This is a genomic window from Paraburkholderia sp. SECH2 (assembly GCF_030464795.1).
Taxonomy (GTDB): domain Bacteria; phylum Pseudomonadota; class Gammaproteobacteria; order Burkholderiales; family Burkholderiaceae; genus Paraburkholderia; species Paraburkholderia aspalathi.
Map to the genome: position 1 here is coordinate 148,164 of NZ_JALPRH010000003.1, position 15,304 is coordinate 163,467.

The following is a 15,304-nucleotide window of genomic DNA, read 5'->3' on the forward strand; positions in this document are numbered from 1 at the left end:
ACAAACAATCTGCCACCGAGCGACCTATGAACGCCGTCCCATCACCCGATCTAGGCGATTTGCGCGTGTTTTGCGAAGTGGCGCGCAAATCGAGTTTCAGCGCGGCGGCGGAGGCGCTGTCGGTGTCCGCGGCGTACGTCAGCAAACGCATCAATGTGCTCGAGACTACGCTCGGTACGCGTTTATTGCACCGTTCCACGCGGCGCGTCGCAATCACAGAAGCCGGTGAACGGGTCTACACCTGGGCCGAAAAGATTCTCGACGACGTCGACCAACTGGTGGAAGACGTCTCGACCACGCGCCGCATCCCCGGCGGCAAGTTGCGCATCTCCAGCAGCTTCGGCTTTGGCCGCCGTTTCGTCGCCCCCGCGCTGGCCCGGTTCTCCGACCGGTATCCGCAACTGAGCGTGCGGCTCGACCTGTTTGACCGTCTCGTCGACGTGGGCGGCGAAGGCTTCGACCTCGATATCCGGATCGGCGACGAAATCGCGCCGCATCTGATCGCCAAACGGCTCGCGTCGAATCATCGGGTACTGTGCGCGTCGCCGGAATATCTCGCGCGCCACGGCGCGCCGCGTCAACTCGCGGACCTGTCGACGCACGCGTGTCTTGCGATCAAGGAGCGCGACCATCCATTCGGTCTGTGGCGTTTGACGGTGCGCGGCGAGGCGGCATCGATCAAAGTCACGGGACCGCTGTCGACCAATCACGGTGAGGTGGCCGTGCAATGGGCGTTGGCCGGACGCGGAATCGTGCTGCGCTCGATGTGGGATGTGCGGCCCTTGCTCGACAGCGGCCAGTTGCAGCAGGTGTTACCGGACGTCACGCAACCCGCGAATCTGTGGGCGGTGTATCCGGCGCGGCTCGCTCAGTCGGCGAAGGTGCGGGTATGCGTCGACTTTCTGAGTGAGGAGTTCGCGCAATGGAGTCCGCCGCCGGATACAACGGCGGCGGAAAAGGCGAGCTGAGTTCGAAAACGGCCAGCGTCAGATTTCCAGACGGTAACCCACGCCGTACACGGACGCGATAGGCTCGCTGTCCGGCCGCGCGCCCTGCAGCTTGCGGCGCAGGTTCTTGATATGGCTGTCGATGGTGCGGTCGGTGACCACCCGGTGATCGTCGTAGAGATGACTCAGCAGGTAGTCGCGGGAAAAAATGCGTCCCGGCGATTTCATCAGTAGCGCGAGGAGCCGCAATTCAAGCGGGGTGAGCTTGAGTTCCTTACCGTCGAGTAAGGCGTGATGAAACTGCTCGTCGACCTGGAGACCCTGTGAGCCCGGTTGCCCCTGTGGCAAGCCGTCCGCAGCCGCCGCGGCGGGCGTTGCACGGCGCAGGATCGCCTTGACGCGCGCCACCACTTCGCGCGGACTGAACGGTTTGCAGACGTAGTCGTCGGCACCGATCTCAAGACCCAGCAGACGATCGATTTCGTCGATGCGCGCAGTCAGGATAATCACGGGCAACGCCGAAAATTGCCGTAGCTCGCGGCAGATATCCATGCCGCTGCGGCCGGGCAGCATGAGGTCGAGCAGCATCAGCGCCGGTGGCGTTGAGCGAATGAAGGGCATCACTTGATGACCATCGTTGAGGATCGTGGTGACGAAGCCCTCGAGCTGCAAATACGCTTCGAGCACGGCGGCGAGCTTGGGTTCATCCTCGACGATCAGGATGTGCGAAGGGCGCCCTTCGGTCATGTTGTCACGTCTCCTTCCGATGGAAAGCGGGCAGTGATCCAGACGCCGCCCATAGGCGAGGCCTTGGCGCCGATCGTGCCGCCATGCGCCGTCACGATAGCGTGGCACAGTGAGAGGCCCAAGCCCGCACCGCCGTTCTGACGGCTGCGTGATTCGTCCACGCGATAGAAGCGGTCGAACAGGTGCGCGAGCGCGGTTTCGGGCACACCGGGCAGGGAGTCCTGTACGTCGAGTTGCCAACCGCCGGCGCTTTGCGAAAGCGACACGCGCACCTGGCCGTCCGGATCGGTATAACGCAACGAATTCTGCAACAGGTTTTTCAACAGCTGTACGAAGCGCGCGGGATCGACCGCGAAGGTCGTATCCGCAATGTCCGGCATGCAGGTCAGGTCGAGCTCGATCCGTTTCGCCTTGAACGACTCCCGCATGGCCTCGATCGAAGCCCGCGCCAGTTGCCCGACATGGGTCGGCGTCTTGCGATAGCTGAGTGCGCCGACATCGCTCAGAGACAGCTCGTAGAGATCTTCGATGAGCTTGTTGAGCATGTTCACTTCGGTTTGCAGCGAAGTGAGCGAATCGCGGTTGAACACATGCACGCCGTCTTCGATGGCTTCCAGTTCGCCGCGGAGCACGGCGAGCGGCGTGCGCAGTTCGTGTGAAATATCCGCGATGAAATCGCGCCGGGAGCGCTCGGTTTTTTGCAGCGAATCGGCCAATACGTTGAAGTCGCCCGCAAGCCGGCCAAGCTCGTCGCGTCTGCCGGCCGGCACCCGGGCCGTGTAGTCTCCGCCGGCCAGGCGGTGGGTCGCATTCATCAAGCGCTTGACCGGTGCGAGCACGATGCGCGCAAGGACCAGCGCGACTAGCGCCGCGAGCACGATCGCCACGCCCGCGATCTCCCAGGTCGCGCGTTTCTGTTGCGCCTGAAAAGCGATGTCGGCGGCGTCCGAAAGGGTGTCGGGCCCGTTCACGGCAAGCCAGCCGACCACCTTGCCTGCGTAGACGACGGGGCGCATCGTGCTGCCGGGTGGGGGCGGCTGGCCGGTGCTTGCCACGAGTTCATGGCGGGCGTCGTACAGTGTGACGGGCGGCCCCTCGGGCGGCGTGTCACGGGTCACACTGTCATGCGACGGGGGCGAGACGGGAGACGACGCTAAAGCGACTGAAGGAGGCGGCCGGTCATAGCGACTGTCGCCGCCTACGACACCGCTTGCCGACACACGGTCGCGCTCCATCGCAATGTCGGGACCGGACGGTGGCGCCGGTGGCAGGCGCATGCCCCAGTGCGGCCCTTCGGACGGGCCGGAGAGCGGCCCAAGCAGTTGCTGTACGCTGCCGCTCCCGGGAAAGGTTCGCCAGCCCGGCAGCTTGCCCGTCTGCGCTGTGGCGAGCTCTTCGCGCAAGGCGTCGTGCGCGGCGCCGTCCAGCAGCGCGAGCCATGCCTCGGGATGCTCCCGCAGGAAATTCCAGTTGCCGTGAGCGGAGTATTCGCTCGTCACCTTCGCCATGACGGCTTTGATGCGCCCGGCGTTGCGTTCCCGAACATAGTGCAGGAAGCCGTTTTCGAAGCTCACGCGCAAGGCGTAGCCCATCGTCAGGGAAATCGCCAGACAGGCGATTAAAACGGCGAGAAACATTTTCCACGTAATGCCAAAGCGCATCTTCGTTCGCTGCTGCCGCGCGCGCGAGAGAAAGGTCCCTAAAGGGCGGCTTGGACGAATTCGGATAGTTTCACTTTGCATGGCTGAATTCTAGATGAATGCTACGTCAATCCACACTTGCCGACGAATCTCCACAACTTCTCCATCCTTTCTTCGTTGTCTCTGCGTGTTGTCTGGATATGATGGTATGGCACTTTTACCGTGGTCTCAAAGAGGCCATGTCCGGTGATCAGATCCGTCAGTGGAGCAATCTCATGCAAGTCTCCTCACCTGTGAACCGTGCCGAGTCGCGCGGTTTCCGGCCCGGCCGAAAGACAGCAACAGCTGCCGCTACGCGCGGCACCGCTGAAAACGGCGCTAACGCACCACTCGCCACCGACGTCATGAAGATACGTGGCTGCCGCGTGTCCGCACCGCTCATGCAGCCGTGGGGCGAGTGCTGCCGGATTGTCGAATGGATCAATCGCAACGGTGAATACTCTTGCGTTGCCGTGCCAGGCGCCGCGACCGTGGCCGAGATTCGGGAACGCGTGCGGATGCATCGCAACGGTCAACGCCACACGCTGGCGGACGACCCTTCTGCACCTGCGGGACGCGGGCGTCTGCGGCGCGGTTGAATGCTGCATAAGCTCGTTGCTGCATGTAATTCAGGCCAGCAGAAAGGGATTGTAATTGAGCCAAAAAAACTTCGTTATCCTACGGCTGTCTGACTTTCAAGATCAACTTTGAACACGTCCATTATGCGCATCATTATTGTCGTCCTGGTCGTGGTATCGATTTGCTGCGCTCCGATTCGCCATGGTTTGCGCCAGGAGAGTATTAATGCTCTCGCACTTGGGAATCACAGTGTTTCTGCCGGCGTTGTTGATGAGCTGAATAGCTGCGCGCCACGGCCACACTATGCCTCAGGGTTCAGGTCAATCGTTCCGGCAGACTTCCATTACGGATTCGGTGGCCTGCTGGCAGCGACCAGTGACCTGTATTCCGACTATGTGGGCTATGCCGACATCATCGACGTGATCGATGCCGCGATGACGGGGCCGATCATGCAGCTCGCGTTAGAAGAAGGCCAGAAATAACGCAGTATGGCGGCAAGCACGCAACGTGTCGTGCTATGCCGTTCGCTTTCGCATGCCTCAAGTAAGGCTTGTTACTCGAATTATTCGAACTATCCAATCTATTCGATCTACTCGAGCGACGGTACGAACATATAGCCTCGTCCGCGCAAGGTCTGAATGAACCTGGGATTGCCCGGGTCTGTCTCAATCACGCCGCGCAAGCGGCAGACCGCAACATCCAGACTGGCCTTCTGGCTCTCCGCTCTTCCTAGCTGGCTGTTGACCATCGAACGCGTCAGGATTCGCATCGGATTGCTTGCGAACAGCTTGAGCAACGCAAACTGGCCGGAGCGCAGCGAGATTTCGCAGCCGTCCTTGAGCAGACGCCGCGTAGCGAAGTCGATCTGGTAGTCGCCGAACAACACCTTCTCACGAATTTCCGGCGCGTCGCAAAGCGATCGGTTGCAGCGTTGCACGGCGCGTTTGATTCTGGCGGTCAATTCGTATGGATCGATTGGGTCGACGATATAGTCGTCCGCACCCAATTCGAAGGCGACGATTTTGTCGACGATCTCATCAGAGGTGCTTTGTACGAAGATGGGCATGTCGTAGCCGGCAAGCCGCAATTGACGGAGCGCCTCGCGCGCCTCGCTCATCGGCGACTCGGCGCGCAATAGAATCGCTGACGGACACTCCAGTTCCACCCGGCTGACAAGCTGAGCCGCGCTATACAGCACCGAGAGTGCGATCTGATTCTTGTGAAGATGAAAGCGCAACTGATCCCGAATGGCTTGATCGGGTTCGACTACAAGAAGGCTGATCGTCATAAATCTGCGTTACCTCCCAACCGGAATCGACGGTTGCAGCCCGTGCGATGTTCACGTTCAGCCAATTCAACCATCTGCTGCTTTGGAGCGACCTATCGAACTCAGAAAGCGGACCGGACACGGTCGCGCTGATGATGAGCGAATGATAGATAGCAACGTTGGAGCAACGATGGTGAAAATAAGGAGACTTTGTGAACTTGGGGCGGGAGGGCGCAGATGCGGTGCTTTGAGCGGGCACCGAACCGGGTCATACCGGTTGGGCGCCTCTGCGCGGCTGAAAGCGGGAAGGAATGATGCAGATAACGCCCGCGGTCTTCATGTCATGACCGCGGGTGTTGGAAAGCAGAACGGCGTGATCAGAACGATGTGCCGATCTGAAACTGGAATACCTGGTACTTGTCGGTGGAGTGTCTGATCAGCGGGAAACCCAGCGACAGCTTGAGTGGGCCGATCGGCGAAATCCACTCAAGACCCGCGCCGTAGCTATACCGCAGGCCGTTGGCGCCATTGCTGTTGCCTTCTGTGCCCCAGACATTGCCCGCATCCATGAAGGTGAAGACGCGCAGCGTGCGGTCCCAGCCGCTGCCCGGCAGCGGGAAGGTCATCTCGATGTTGGCCACGACCATGCGCGAGCCGCCGATCGGGTCGCCGGTCGTCTTGTCGGTCGGGCCGAGCGAGCCCGATTCGTAGCCGCGTACCGAGCCGATACCACCCGCGTAGTAATTCTTGAAGATCGGATAGGCTTTTCCGGCGAAGCCGTTGCCGTAGCCACCTTGAAAATTCAAGCCGAGAATGTAACCGCGTGAGAACGAGTAGTAATACTGCGCCTGCACATCGGTCTTGTAGTACTCGGTGTTGCCAGCCGGTGTGCCCACTTCACCATTGGCCTGGAAGAAATAGCCGCGGCTTGGCACCAGTGCGCTGTCGCGGTTATCCCGAGCCCAGGCCGCGGTGAGCGGCACGTTGTTCACCACGCTGCCGAATTCGGCTACGTAGTCCTTGTAGCTCTGCGGTGTCGACGAATCAATGGACAACCGGTTCTGTTCGAGGCCGGCGCCGAAGTAAACGGTATCGGATTCGGAGAACGGAATGCCGAACTTCAGATCCGCACCCACGGTGATGATCCGGAAACTCGTGTCGGTGTAGTAGTAAAGCGGATAGGAGGTGCGGTAGTAGACGTCGGTGATCCGCTTGATGCCGTCCACCGTGAAATACGGATCGGTTTGCGTCACGGTCAGGGTGCGGTAGGTCTTCGCGGTGTTCACGTTCACGGCGAGGCTGGTGCCGGAACCGAACACGTTATCCTGCGAAATCCCGGCTGACAACACCACCTTGTCGGTGGACGAAAAACCCGCGCCCAAGGTAATCGCGCCGGTCGGCTTTTCGCTCACCTTGACGTCCACATCGACCTGGTCGGGCGAGCCTTCCACCGGCACCGTGGTGACGTCGACATCGGTGAAGTAGCCGAGACGGTTGACGCGGTCTTTCGACAGCGAGAGTCGGTTCGAATCGAACCACGAACTTTCGAGCTGACGCATTTCGCGGCGCACCACCTCATCACGCGTACGGGTGTTGCCGACCACGTTGATGTGACGTACGTACACGCGGCGGCTCGGGTCCACTTGCAGCGTCAGGTCGACCTTGTGGTGTTCCTGATCGATCTGCGGCAGCGCATTGACAGTGGCAAACGCGTAACCGTATTCGCCGAGCCTATCGACGATCGCCTTGGTAGTGGCTTGTAATTTTTCAGCGGAGAAACGCTCGCCGGGTTTGATATTGACCAGCTTCTTCAGCTCGGCTTCGCGATCGAGCAGATTGCCGGCGAGCTTGATCGACGAAACCGTGTACGGCTCGCCTTCGTGCAGCGTGACCGTGAGGTACATCTCCTTCTTGTCCGGCGAAAGCGATACCTGGGTCGACTCGAAGTTGAACTCCAGATAGCCGCGGTTCAGGTAGTACGTGCGGATGCGCTCCAGGTCGCCGGTCAGCTTGTCTTTCGCGTACAGGTCGTTCTTCGTGTACCACGAGAACCAGTTCGGCGTGGACATCTGCATTTCGTCGCGCAACGTGTCCGTGCTGAAAACGTTGTTGCCGATGAAGTTGATCTGGCGGATCTTCGCGTTCGGCCCTTCTGCGACGGAGAACAGTATCGCGACCCGGTTGCGGTCGATCGGCGTGATCGTGGTGGTCACTTCGGCGGCATAGTAGCCACGCGTCAGGTACTGGCGTTTCAACTCCTGCTCGGATTTATCGACTAGCGCCTTGTCGTAGTAGCGGCCTTGCGAAAGCCCGACCGCACCGAGTGCCTTGGTCAGATTTTCCTTGTCGAACTCGTGAATGCCGGCGAAGTCGATCGTGCCGACCGCGGGGCGCTCCTGAACGTGAACGATGACGACATTGCCTTCGGTCGAGATCTTGACGTCATTGAAGAAGCCCGTGGCGTACAGCGCGCGAATCGATTCCGAAGCCTTATCGTCGTCAAACGTGGCGCCCTGCTTGATGGGCAGGTAGGCAAACACGGTACCGGGTTCGACGCGCTTCAAGCCCTCGATCCGGATGTCCTGCACCACGAACGGCTGCGCTGCGTGGGCTGCCCCGCTTGTCAGCGCGACGCCGACGAGCGAGAGTGCGCCGGCGATACGGCTCGTTAAAACTTGAAGATTCATCTTGGGTTTTCAGTCCTGATGCAGCGCGCGGAGCGCAGACGGGAGCGCTCGAAGGCAAGCGACGCATTCGAAACGACGTTCCATGACACTGGAAAGCGCGAAGTATAGGGACGCGTTTTCTGCCGATCGTTACTGAAAACTTTCCGACCATTCCGGCCGCCAGGGTGCGCAGCGTGCACCCGCGCAGGCTGACGCCGATTGGAGCGCGAGCTTCGAAATAATGCGTTACAGACTCAAAAGAAGCGTAGTCCGCGCGTAACCTGGCGGCGACTTTGCACTGCTATTGTCAAATTGTCGATTCCGCTACCTGCGTAACGCGATCTGGAGAAGTGGTCATGATTGAATTTTTTTCACCGGCGGTTCTTGCTGCTGTCTTGCGCGTGAGTTCCTCACCGATCTATTCAGTCCATCTTGCGATGGCATCGGTGCGCACGCTTCGCGCCGTGCCCGGCGACACGGTGAGTGAGGCGGCAGGCCGCTACGAGGTTACAGGGGAGGGCGCGCGTCATGTCTGACCCGTCGACCTTCGTGCTGAATTCGATCACCGATATGCAGTTGACGGCGGACGGTCAATATCTGCTGATTCACGGCAACCAACCCACGGCGGCGCTGCACCGTTCGGTGCTCAACGATCTGCTGGTGGCGTTGCCGAACGCCATAGAGCACGCCGACCGCGTGATTCATAACAATCAGGACATGGGCTTCGCGCTGCACTGCCAGGGTTGGGAAGTCGGCCGGCTGAACGGCATGGAAATGGTGGTGATCCGGTTCCGTCTGTCCGGTAGCGCAGGGCTGTCGTTTTCGTTGCCTGCGGAGCAGATTCCCTATCTGCTTCAGGCGCTGGGCGGCGCTGCGAGCGGGGCAGGCACGCCAGCGGACCCCCGCGCCAAGGACGTCACACTTCAATAGCGCCGTGTGCATTCGCTGCTGTTCATCCTGACGCAAGTCAGGGCTTCCGTTCGCCTTGATGCGTCTGTCATCCTTTCCGATCCTTATCTGTTTTGATACTACGCGGTGTATTTCGACGCCTACGCTTAAGGCCTCTCGTTTCTTTCGTGCTGGGTACGGCTGGATGCATGCCGCTTGCCGGGCACGCGCAATTAGTCGGTGCGTCTGCGATTCCGGAACCGCTCGACGGCGTCTGGGGTCTGCGGCTCGATCCGCAACTGACCGAGCAACCCCTGCGGCCGGGCGACAAACCCGTTACTGCGGCCATCGCCGATTCGGTGACCGCGACCACCGACACCGACGTTTCGCTAAAAGGTCACGCGCAACTGCGGCGTTACGCATCGATCGTTAAAGGCGATGCGCTGCACTACGACGTCGATACCGACAAGGTCGACGCGTACGGACAAGTGCGACTCGTCGACAACGGCAATGTGTTCGATGGCCCGGACGCGCATTTCTACGTCGAAGCGAATGAAGGCTACATGAGCGTGCCGAAGTACCGGTTTCATCTGACGGGAGGGTGGGGCAGCGCTCAACGCGTCGATCTGGTCGATAGCGAGCGCACGGTCGTTCATCACGGTACGTACAGCACTTGCCAATGCGAATCCGATCCCGCGTGGTATCTGAAGGCCTCCGAATTCGACATCGACAGCGGCGGCGATGAGGGAATCGCACACAACGGTGTGCTTTTTTTCCAGGGCGTGCCGTTGCTGGCGAGCCCGTGGCTATCGTTTCCCTTGTCCGGCGCACGTCGCAGCGGCCTCCTGCCGCCGACGTTCTCGATCAGTTCGACCAACGGTGTCGACGTTGCGTTGCCGTATTACTTCAACCTCGCGCCGAACTACGATTTAACTCTGACGCCTCGCATCATGTCGAAGCGAGGCGAGATGTTGACGGCGGACTACCGCTATCTGCAGCCGAACGATTCGGGGACGATCTCGGTCGCGTGGCTGCCACACGATGCGATCACCAACACCGATCGTTACTCGATCGCGCTGAAACAGAACTGGAACTTCGGCTCGGGCTTCGGCGCCTACGTCAATTACAACCGGGTGTCGGACTCGACAGTGGTCACCGACCTTGCGTCGGGTGTTGCGTTTCCGACGGGCTCCACCACGCTGTATCAGCAGGAAGCGGGTTTGACTTACTCAAACGGGCCGTGGAGCGTGCTGGCTCGCGAGCAACGGTGGCAGGCCTTTACCAGCGACTCGACCTATAACCGCGAACCGCAGGTCAATGTTAAGTACGCGCGTTATAACGTGGGGGGCTTCGACTTCGGCGCCGAAGCGGATGCGACGCGCTTCACGATTTCGTCGGCCGATGCAACGCAAGGCAGCCGCTTCGTTTTCAACCCTTACGTCAGCTATCCGATCGAGCGTCCAGGCTGGTTCATCACGCCGAAGCTCGCATGGCATTTCGCGGCGTATGACCTGACTACGATCGGATCGGATGCGCCCGCCGGGCAGCCCAAGACGTTTAACGTCAACGTGCCGACCTTCACCCTCGATTCGGGTATGCGCTTCGAGCGAAGCGTGCGGCTCTTCGGGCAGTCGTATATCCAGACCCTCGAACCGCGGCTGTTCTATGTGTACACGCCTTACCGCAACCAGGCATACGCGCCGCTGTTCGATACGGCTACGGCCGATTTCGGGTTGGCTGAACTGTTCATGCCGAACAGCTTCGTCGGCAATGACCGGGTGTCCGATGCCAACCGCGTTACGGCAGCGCTGACGACGCGCTTCATTGATGCGACGAACGGCGATGAGCGGTCCCGTTTCGTCCTTGCAGAGCAGTACGACTTTCGTACGCCCCGCGTGACGCTCAACACAGACGATGCGATTGGCACCGTGGCGCGCACGAGTGTGATTGTCGGCGCGTCGTACAAGCTGGGGGCGGGTTTTTCAGCGGAACAGGCCGTGGAGTACAGCCAGGCCAACCACTATCTGACGAATGCGGAAGCCGGCTTTGGCTGGTCGCCGGCTTCACGGGAGGTGTTGAATGTCGCGTATCGCTATACGCGCGCCAACACCACGCTCGATTATCAACCGGTCAATCAGTTCATCGTGTCCGAGCAATGGCCGTTAATGCACAACGTTGTGAGCGTGGCGCGCGTCAATTACGACATGAGCGCCCACCGGCTGATCGCGGGCCTGCTGGGACTTCAATACGATGCGGATTGCTGGTCGCTCGGCGTGGCGTTCGAGAAATACACCAACGCCACCAGCTCGACCACGTCGCCCAGCACCGGCACGCGTGTGTTGATGCAACTTCAGCTCAAAGGCTTTTCGCAGGTCGATAACGGTCTGCTCAATCAGTTTCGCGCGAATGTGCCAGGCTATACACCGGCGACAACGGAAACCGAACCGACATCCCGGTTTAGCGATTATCCGTAAGGGGCTGCTGGACTAGTTGTGGTTCTGCGAGAACAGCGTTTCGAGCGGATAGTGACTCTTCACGAACGGCGACTTGATGATCACGTAGCTGAAGTACTTCTCGATGCCGATATCGCGTTCCAGCAGACCCTCGATGATGCTTTGGTAGTGGCTCACGCTGCGAGTGACAAACTTCAGCAGGTAATCGTAGCCGCCACTCGCCAGATGGCACTCCACGATTTCGTCGACGTCTTTGATCGCGTTCACGAACTTGATGAAGTCTTCCCGCCGATGATCGGCGAGCGTGACTTCGGTAAACACGATCTGCACGTCGCCGAGCTTCTCGAGCTGGATCTGTGCGCCGTAACCGATGATGTAGCCGGCCTTCTCCAGACGCTTGACCCGGATCAGGCAAGGACTGGGCGAAAGGCCGACCGCGTCGGCAAGCTCGACGTTGGTTATGCGGCCTTTCTTTTGCAACTGGGAAAGTATGCGCAGGTCAATCCGGTCCAGCTTGCTGTCGCTGCTCATCGTAACGTTATCGCTCCGGCGATGGGTGAGAGGGTCTCGAAGGGCCCTCTACTCTAGCACGCAGCGGCATGAATTTTGACCTTCAGCGCGGCCCGGACATCGGCTTGCGCCAGAACGTCGTCGAGGGTTTTTTCGAGGCGTTCGAACAGCAGATCGAACTCGGCCTCGGTGTACGAGAGCGCCGGCGCAAAGCCGAGAATATTGTCGCCGAACGCGCGGAAAATCAGGCGGTTTTCATACGCCGCCGCAGCGATCCGCTCGGACAGTTTCAGCGCAGGATCGAATCCGGTCTTGCTGTCCTTGTCCGATACCAGTTCGAGTGCGCCGAGCAGGCCGCGATGGCGCGAGTCGCCCACCAGCGGGTGCGCGAGCAGCGCGTCGAGGCCGCGGGCGAAACGCGGGCCACGTGCCACGCCGTTCGCGAGCAGGCCGCCTTCGTGATAGAGGCGCAGCACTTCGAGGCCGATCGCCGCGCTGACCGGGTGCGCCGAATACGTATGGCCGTGGCCGACGATCGCTTCAGCGTCGCCATCGGCGATACCTTGATAGATTTCATCAGACATCAGCACGGCGCCCATCGGCGCATAGCCGGAGGTCAAACCCTTTGCCACCGTCATCAGGTCCGGTTCGACGTTCTCGCCCTGGCACGCGAACAGCGGACCCGTGCGGCCAAAACCGGTGATGACTTCATCGGCGACGAACAGAATGCCGAGCTTACGGCAGCTTTCGCGCATCGCTTTCAACCAGCCGACCGGCGGCACGATCACGCCGCCCGAGCCCTGGATCGGTTCGCAGAAGAAGGCTGCGACATTGTCCGCGCCGAGTTCGGCCACCTTGGCTTCGAGCGCGGCCACCGAGGCGGCGATCAACGCGGCGTCGTCGGCGAAATCGTTGCGGTACGCGTACGGCGACGGCAGGTGATGCTGGTTCGGCAGCGGCAGATCGAAATTGCGGTGGAAGGCTGGCAAGGCGGTGAGCCCCGCACCCATCGTCGACGAGCCGTGGTAGCCGCGTTGCAGCGCGATGATGTGCTTCTTCGACGGGCGGCCGGTCGCATTGAAGTAGTGCGTGATGAAACGGATGGCCGAATCGACTGCATCGGAGCCGCCGAGCGTGAAGTACACGTGTTGCAGCGAAGCGGGCGACACCTCCACCAGCTTTTGCGCCAGTTCGATCGCCGGGGCCGAGCCGAAATGGAAATAGCTGGTCGCGTAGGGCAGTTTCTTCATCTGCTCGGTGGCGACGTCGACAATGCTTTGCTGACCGTAGCCCACATTCACGCACCACAGGCCGGAGAAGGCGTCGAGTAGTTCGTTGCCGGCCGCGTCGCGCAGGAACGCGCCGCTGGCGGACTCGAGGACGGTGACGCCGCGGGCTTCGTGCACGCGGTAGTTGATAACCGGGTGAATCAGATGCTTGCGGTCGGCTTCAATGAGCGAATGGATCGGCATGATGGGTTCTCGTCGCGGGAAAGGGCTGTTGACCGTTCCATACTACTGACCCAGGGCAATCGCCTGCTCACCTAAACAATTGCCTGAAAAGCGCGTCCGACGCGTTTTGACGTGCGACCTCAGCATTTTGTGCTGCGGACGCTGAAAAGTCGCGACGGGCGGGCGTTTCATTCAGCGCCGCGGCGCGCGCTCAGTGTCCCGGAGTCAGTATCCCTGGGTCCGGTCAATCTGACCGAGCATCGGCAGGCCTTCGCGATGGCGGCGCAGATTCTCGAGCACCACGTCGACGGCGCTCTCGGGCCGTGTCGAGCTGGCGATATGGGGCGTGAGACGCACACGTGGATGCGTCCACAACGGATGACCGGCGGGCAGCGGCTCGGGATCGGTGACGTCGAGAATGGCGCTGTGCAACTGGCCGCTGTCCAACGCTGCCAGCAGATCGGGCTGATTCAGATGCGGACCGCGCCCGGTTTGAATCAGCGACGCGCCGCGCGGCAGCTTCGCGAACAATTCAGCATCGAGCAGGCCGCGTGTGGCGGGCGTGAGCGGCAACAGGCAGATCAGAATGTCGGTGCGGGCGAGAAACGCATCTAGTGCGCCTTCGCCTGCATAACAATCGACGCCTTCGATCTCGCGCGGCGAACGGCTCCAACCGGCGCAGGTGAAGCCGAACAGCCGCAGCTTTTCCAGCACCGCCGTGCCCAGCACGCCGAGCCCCAGCACGCCAATGCGGCGAGCGCCGGCCGGCTGGGCGGGCAGTTCACGCCAGATTTGCTGTTGTTGCTGATGGCCGTAGTCGAACAGATCGCGATGAATCGTCAGCACGGCTTGCGTGACGTACTCGACCATCCCTTCAATAATGCCGGGCTCGATCATCCGTACCACCGGGATATGCGCCGGCACGCCCGACAGGTCGAACTGGTCGATGCCCGCGCCGACCGAAAACACGATTTCGAGGTTCGGGAAGGTGCGGGTGGGATCTTCCGGCGGTTGCCAGGCGGCGAGGTAGCGAATCGCGGCCGGGTCGCCGAGATCGGGCCAGACGTGAAACGGCAGGTTCGGTGCTTTCTGCGCGAAAAGTTTGGCCCATTGCGCACCACGCGCCGGGTCGGCTTTATAAAGGAAGGCCATGGTGGATCAGCAGATTGCCTGGTTGATGATGCCGTATTGCAGATAGGGCGCGTCCTTGCCGGCGGCCGCAAGATCGGCCGGCGTGGCATGCCGAACCATTTTGACCACCGTATCCACCCGCGGCAGCCCTAACTGCTCCAGCCATTCGGTCAGCCCGCTTTCGCCCGGCGTATCGATACGCACGAACACGCCTTCGTTCAGCGCGAGCCAGTGGCTGATCAACGCTTTGGCGCGACTGGAATCTTCTGACTCTGGGGCGACCACCGGTCCGATCGCAAAGCCCCGTCCGAAGCGGCGAAACAGGGCAAAGCCGACCAGTTCGCCGTCGCGATCGAGGGCGATTCCATCGGCGGCGCTCAACAGGGCGGGCAAGACTTCTCCGCGATCCAGACCGCTTGCCTGCGAGGCCAGTTCGACCAGCCGAGCCGTATCGCTCGAACCGAGCGGGCGCAGGCGTTCCCCAGGCGGCAATGAAACGAGGGGCGGCTGAAATGCGGCGCCCTGATGCTGGTCGAGCGTGCCGATCGCGCGAAAGCCGAGCTTTTCATACAAAGGCTGCCCCGCCGTGGTGGCGTGGAGCAACGTGACCCGGCCGCCGAGTTCTTCCAGCACCAACTCCATCAACTTCCGGCCGATGCCGCGCCCTTGCTGCTCGGGGGACACGATCACCATTCCGAGCGAGGCCCGGTCGGCGCCGTATTTCCAGCACAACGCCGTGCCGATCACGCCGCTCGCATCTTCCGCGACGAAGCCCACGCCAAGTTGAGCGACGAATCTCCAGTCGTCCGGGCGATGCGGCCATTTGAGCTCGACCGTCAACGCATGCGCGGCGGGGATGTCCTCGTGGGTAAAGCGTCTGTAGGTAATCGGATCGGACACGCCGTACTCCCTGGATGGCTGAAGGCTTACGCCGTCACTTTGTCATTCGGTGCGCGGTGTGACTAGGACGATCTTTTTATCCGGGC

The 15,304-nt window shown here is 61.0% G+C and carries 14 protein-coding genes; 6 read left to right on the forward strand and 8 right to left on the reverse strand.

Annotated features, from left to right (window positions below; translation table 11 throughout):
- The first annotated feature begins 26 nt into the window (after window positions 1-26).
- Window positions 27-968 (forward strand): LysR substrate-binding domain-containing protein, encoded by a 942-nt coding sequence (locus tag M0D66_RS07815; RefSeq protein WP_093641219.1) that lies wholly within the window; start codon window positions 27-29, stop codon window positions 966-968.
- An 18-nt stretch (window positions 969-986) separates the two neighbouring features.
- Here M0D66_RS07815 and M0D66_RS07820 read toward each other — a convergent pair whose 3' ends face one another.
- The gene (locus tag M0D66_RS07820) at window positions 987-1,694 is read right to left on the reverse strand and encodes a response regulator (RefSeq protein WP_093641216.1); all 708 of its coding nucleotides are present in this window, start codon (window positions 1,692-1,694) and stop codon (window positions 987-989) included.
- Window positions 1,691-3,355 carry an ATP-binding protein gene (locus tag M0D66_RS07825; RefSeq protein ID WP_093641213.1) on the reverse strand — a complete coding sequence of 555 codons (1,665 nt, stop codon included), beginning with the start codon at window positions 3,353-3,355 and terminating at the stop codon, window positions 1,691-1,693. The genes M0D66_RS07820 and M0D66_RS07825 overlap by 4 nt, the downstream gene beginning before the upstream one ends.
- 254 nt (window positions 3,356-3,609) lie before the next feature.
- Here M0D66_RS07825 and M0D66_RS07830 point away from each other — a divergent pair, with 254 nt between their 5' ends.
- The gene (locus M0D66_RS07830; RefSeq protein WP_234486647.1) at window positions 3,610-3,972 is read left to right on the forward strand and encodes a DUF2866 domain-containing protein; all 363 of its coding nucleotides are present in this window, start codon (window positions 3,610-3,612) and stop codon (window positions 3,970-3,972) included.
- A 108-nt stretch (window positions 3,973-4,080) separates the two neighbouring features.
- On the forward strand, window positions 4,081-4,434 hold the full coding sequence (locus tag M0D66_RS07835; protein ID WP_266210489.1) for a hypothetical protein: 354 nt from the start codon (window positions 4,081-4,083) through the stop codon (window positions 4,432-4,434).
- Between the two features lie 107 nt (window positions 4,435-4,541).
- On the opposite strand, the gene M0D66_RS07840 is transcribed toward M0D66_RS07835, so the two are convergent.
- Together M0D66_RS07840 and bamA are read right to left on the reverse strand one after the other, a co-directional pair.
- Complete coding sequence (locus tag M0D66_RS07840; protein WP_200651209.1) at window positions 4,542-5,240, reverse strand: winged helix-turn-helix domain-containing protein; 699 nt, start codon at window positions 5,238-5,240, stop codon at window positions 4,542-4,544.
- Between the two features lie 356 nt (window positions 5,241-5,596).
- Entirely contained in the window at window positions 5,597-7,906 is a 2,310-nt protein-coding gene (gene bamA / locus M0D66_RS07845) for an outer membrane protein assembly factor BamA (RefSeq protein WP_211702558.1), read from the reverse strand.
- A 335-nt stretch (window positions 7,907-8,241) separates the two neighbouring features.
- Between bamA and M0D66_RS07850 the strand changes: the two genes are divergently transcribed.
- The 3 genes from M0D66_RS07850 (at window position 8,242) to M0D66_RS07860 (ending at window position 11,247) form a co-directional block, all read left to right on the forward strand.
- Window positions 8,242-8,421 carry a hypothetical protein gene (locus M0D66_RS07850; RefSeq protein ID WP_093641205.1) on the forward strand — a complete coding sequence of 60 codons (180 nt, stop codon included), beginning with the start codon at window positions 8,242-8,244 and terminating at the stop codon, window positions 8,419-8,421.
- On the forward strand, window positions 8,414-8,815 hold the full coding sequence (locus tag M0D66_RS07855) for a hypothetical protein (protein ID WP_093641202.1): 402 nt from the start codon (window positions 8,414-8,416) through the stop codon (window positions 8,813-8,815). The genes M0D66_RS07850 and M0D66_RS07855 overlap by 8 nt, the downstream gene beginning before the upstream one ends.
- A gap of 167 nt (window positions 8,816-8,982) precedes the next feature.
- Window positions 8,983-11,247 (forward strand): LPS-assembly protein LptD, encoded by a 2,265-nt coding sequence (locus M0D66_RS07860; RefSeq protein WP_093641199.1) that lies wholly within the window; start codon window positions 8,983-8,985, stop codon window positions 11,245-11,247.
- 12 nt (window positions 11,248-11,259) lie between these two features.
- Here M0D66_RS07860 and M0D66_RS07865 read toward each other — a convergent pair whose 3' ends face one another.
- The 4 genes from M0D66_RS07865 to M0D66_RS07880 form a co-directional block, all read right to left on the reverse strand.
- On the reverse strand, window positions 11,260-11,757 hold the full coding sequence (locus M0D66_RS07865; RefSeq protein ID WP_054039304.1) for an Lrp/AsnC family transcriptional regulator: 498 nt from the start codon (window positions 11,755-11,757) through the stop codon (window positions 11,260-11,262).
- Window positions 11,758-11,810: 53 nt separating this feature from the next.
- Window positions 11,811-13,208 carry an aspartate aminotransferase family protein gene (locus M0D66_RS07870; RefSeq protein ID WP_093641196.1) on the reverse strand — a complete coding sequence of 466 codons (1,398 nt, stop codon included), beginning with the start codon at window positions 13,206-13,208 and terminating at the stop codon, window positions 11,811-11,813.
- Between the two features lie 204 nt (window positions 13,209-13,412).
- Window positions 13,413-14,339, reverse strand: a complete 927-nt coding sequence (locus M0D66_RS07875; RefSeq protein WP_266210490.1) for a glyoxylate/hydroxypyruvate reductase A — start codon at window positions 14,337-14,339, stop codon at window positions 13,413-13,415.
- 6 nt (window positions 14,340-14,345) lie between these two features.
- A complete protein-coding gene (locus tag M0D66_RS07880) occupies window positions 14,346-15,218 on the reverse strand; it encodes a GNAT family N-acetyltransferase (RefSeq protein ID WP_266210491.1) in 873 nt (290 codons plus the stop codon).
- Window positions 15,219-15,304 lie beyond the last annotated feature (86 nt).

What these genes read in the sequence shown, in the direction of transcription:
- M0D66_RS07815 (WP_093641219.1), top strand. Translation starts at nt 27, where the DNA reads ATGAACGCCGTCCCATCACCCGATCTAGGCGATTTGCGCGTGTTTTGC.
- M0D66_RS07820 (WP_093641216.1), bottom strand. Translation starts at nt 1,694, where the DNA reads ATGACCGAAGGGCGCCCTTCGCACATCCTGATCGTCGAGGATGAACCC.
- M0D66_RS07825 (WP_093641213.1), bottom strand. Translation starts at nt 3,355, where the DNA reads ATGCGCTTTGGCATTACGTGGAAAATGTTTCTCGCCGTTTTAATCGCC.
- M0D66_RS07830 (WP_234486647.1), top strand. Translation starts at nt 3,610, where the DNA reads ATGCAAGTCTCCTCACCTGTGAACCGTGCCGAGTCGCGCGGTTTCCGG.
- M0D66_RS07840 (WP_200651209.1), bottom strand. Translation starts at nt 5,240, where the DNA reads ATGACGATCAGCCTTCTTGTAGTCGAACCCGATCAAGCCATTCGGGAT.
- bamA (WP_211702558.1), bottom strand. Translation starts at nt 7,906, where the DNA reads ATGAATCTTCAAGTTTTAACGAGCCGTATCGCCGGCGCACTCTCGCTC.
- M0D66_RS07850 (WP_093641205.1), top strand. Translation starts at nt 8,242, where the DNA reads ATGATTGAATTTTTTTCACCGGCGGTTCTTGCTGCTGTCTTGCGCGTG.
- M0D66_RS07855 (WP_093641202.1), top strand. Translation starts at nt 8,414, where the DNA reads ATGTCTGACCCGTCGACCTTCGTGCTGAATTCGATCACCGATATGCAG.
- M0D66_RS07860 (WP_093641199.1), top strand. Translation starts at nt 8,983, where the DNA reads ATGCCGCTTGCCGGGCACGCGCAATTAGTCGGTGCGTCTGCGATTCCG.
- M0D66_RS07865 (WP_054039304.1), bottom strand. Translation starts at nt 11,757, where the DNA reads ATGAGCAGCGACAGCAAGCTGGACCGGATTGACCTGCGCATACTTTCC.
- M0D66_RS07870 (WP_093641196.1), bottom strand. Translation starts at nt 13,208, where the DNA reads ATGCCGATCCATTCGCTCATTGAAGCCGACCGCAAGCATCTGATTCAC.
- M0D66_RS07875 (WP_266210490.1), bottom strand. Translation starts at nt 14,339, where the DNA reads ATGGCCTTCCTTTATAAAGCCGACCCGGCGCGTGGTGCGCAATGGGCC.